Here is a 512-nt window from a genome sequence, read left to right as displayed (position 1 = left end):
ACGTCCTCGGTCGGGCCGTCCATCAGCATCACCCCGTGCTCCAGCCAGATCGCCCGCTCACACGTGTCCCGGATCGACTTGTTGCTGTGCGAGACCAGGAACACCGTCCCCGCCTCCTTCCGCAACTCCCGGATACGCTCCTCCGACCGCCGCTGGAACGACCGGTCACCCGTCGCCAGCGCCTCGTCGATCATCAACACGTCATGGTCCTTCGCCGCCGCGATCGAGAACCGCAACCGCGCCGCCATCCCCGACGAATACGTCCGCATCGGCAACGAGATGAAATCACCCTTCTCGTTGATCCCCGAGAAGTCCACGATCCCCTTGTACCGCGACCGCACCTCCTCCCGCGACATCCCCATCGCCAACCCGCCCAGGATCACATTCGTCCCCCCGGTCAGATCGTTCATCAACGCCGCGTTCACCCCCAGCAACGACGGCTGCCCATCGGTGTAGATCCGCCCCGACTCCGGCGGCAGCAACCCCGCGATCGCCCGCAACAGCGTCGACTT

At 65.6% G+C, this 512-nt stretch carries 1 protein-coding gene; it reads right to left on the bottom strand.

The window, feature by feature from the left end; genetic code table 11:
* Positions 1 to 512, bottom strand: a 512-nt coding sequence (locus WA788_RS35590; protein ID WP_335984650.1) for an ABC transporter ATP-binding protein, incomplete at both ends; no start/stop codon positions are given.

The sequence above is a fragment of the Streptomyces sp. CA2R106 genome (assembly GCF_037034245.1).
Taxonomy (GTDB): domain Bacteria; phylum Actinomycetota; class Actinomycetes; order Streptomycetales; family Streptomycetaceae; genus Actinacidiphila.
Note: the sequence above shows the minus strand (reverse complement) of the source record. Positions and strands in the feature narration are given on the sequence as shown.